The 605-nt window shown below is 49.6% G+C and carries 1 protein-coding gene; it reads left to right on the top strand.

Translation table 11 applies throughout. The features are described 5' to 3' along the window. Positions 1–13 precede the first annotated feature (13 nt). Positions 14–605, top strand: a 592-nt coding sequence (locus PPOP_RS17515; RefSeq protein ID WP_006288000.1) for a hypothetical protein, incomplete at its 3' end; no start/stop codon positions are given.

The following is a 605-nucleotide window of genomic DNA, read 5'->3' as shown; positions in this document are numbered from 1 at the left end:
GGTGAGCCGGTAGATGACGAAAAACAATGATTACTGGGTTAAGCGAGCGCTGCAGCGTGAATCTGAATCAGCAGCCAAAGGCGCAGCATTAACTGCTCGTATGTTCACGGAGTACCAGCGAGCTGCCCGAGAGATTAGGCGTAGTATCAATGACTTTTATGCTCGCTATGCATCTGAACAAGACTTATCCTATGACGAAGCTGTTCGCCGGCTCAGTCGCCCGGAAGTGAAAGAGTGGAAGGCCAGTATAGGGGACTGGGTTAAGCGTATCAATCAGGAACAAGATGAGGCAGTCAAAGCACTCTTGAAGGCTGAGCTGGACGCACTATCCTACAACAGTCAGATATCACGCCTTGAAGCTCTATTTGGCCAAATTCAGATGTCGTTGAATGATCTCTACACCGTTGGTGTCAGGCAAATGAGGCAGGAATTCGGAGACCTGTTCACAGCAGGCTACTACAAGAAAGCATATGATATCCAGCAGCGTGTTGGCTTCGTGCACGAATTCGCCAAAATCAACGAGGATATGATTACGAACGTGCTTTCCTACCCATGGAGCGGTGCCGACTTCTCGGCTCGACTGTGGGAAAACAAACGAATGCTGC

The organism is Paenibacillus popilliae ATCC 14706 (assembly GCF_000315235.1).
GTDB lineage: Bacteria > Bacillota > Bacilli > Paenibacillales > Paenibacillaceae > Paenibacillus_B > Paenibacillus_B popilliae.
The sequence above is the reverse complement of the archived record's forward strand: the minus strand, read 5'-3'. Positions and strand labels throughout refer to the sequence as shown.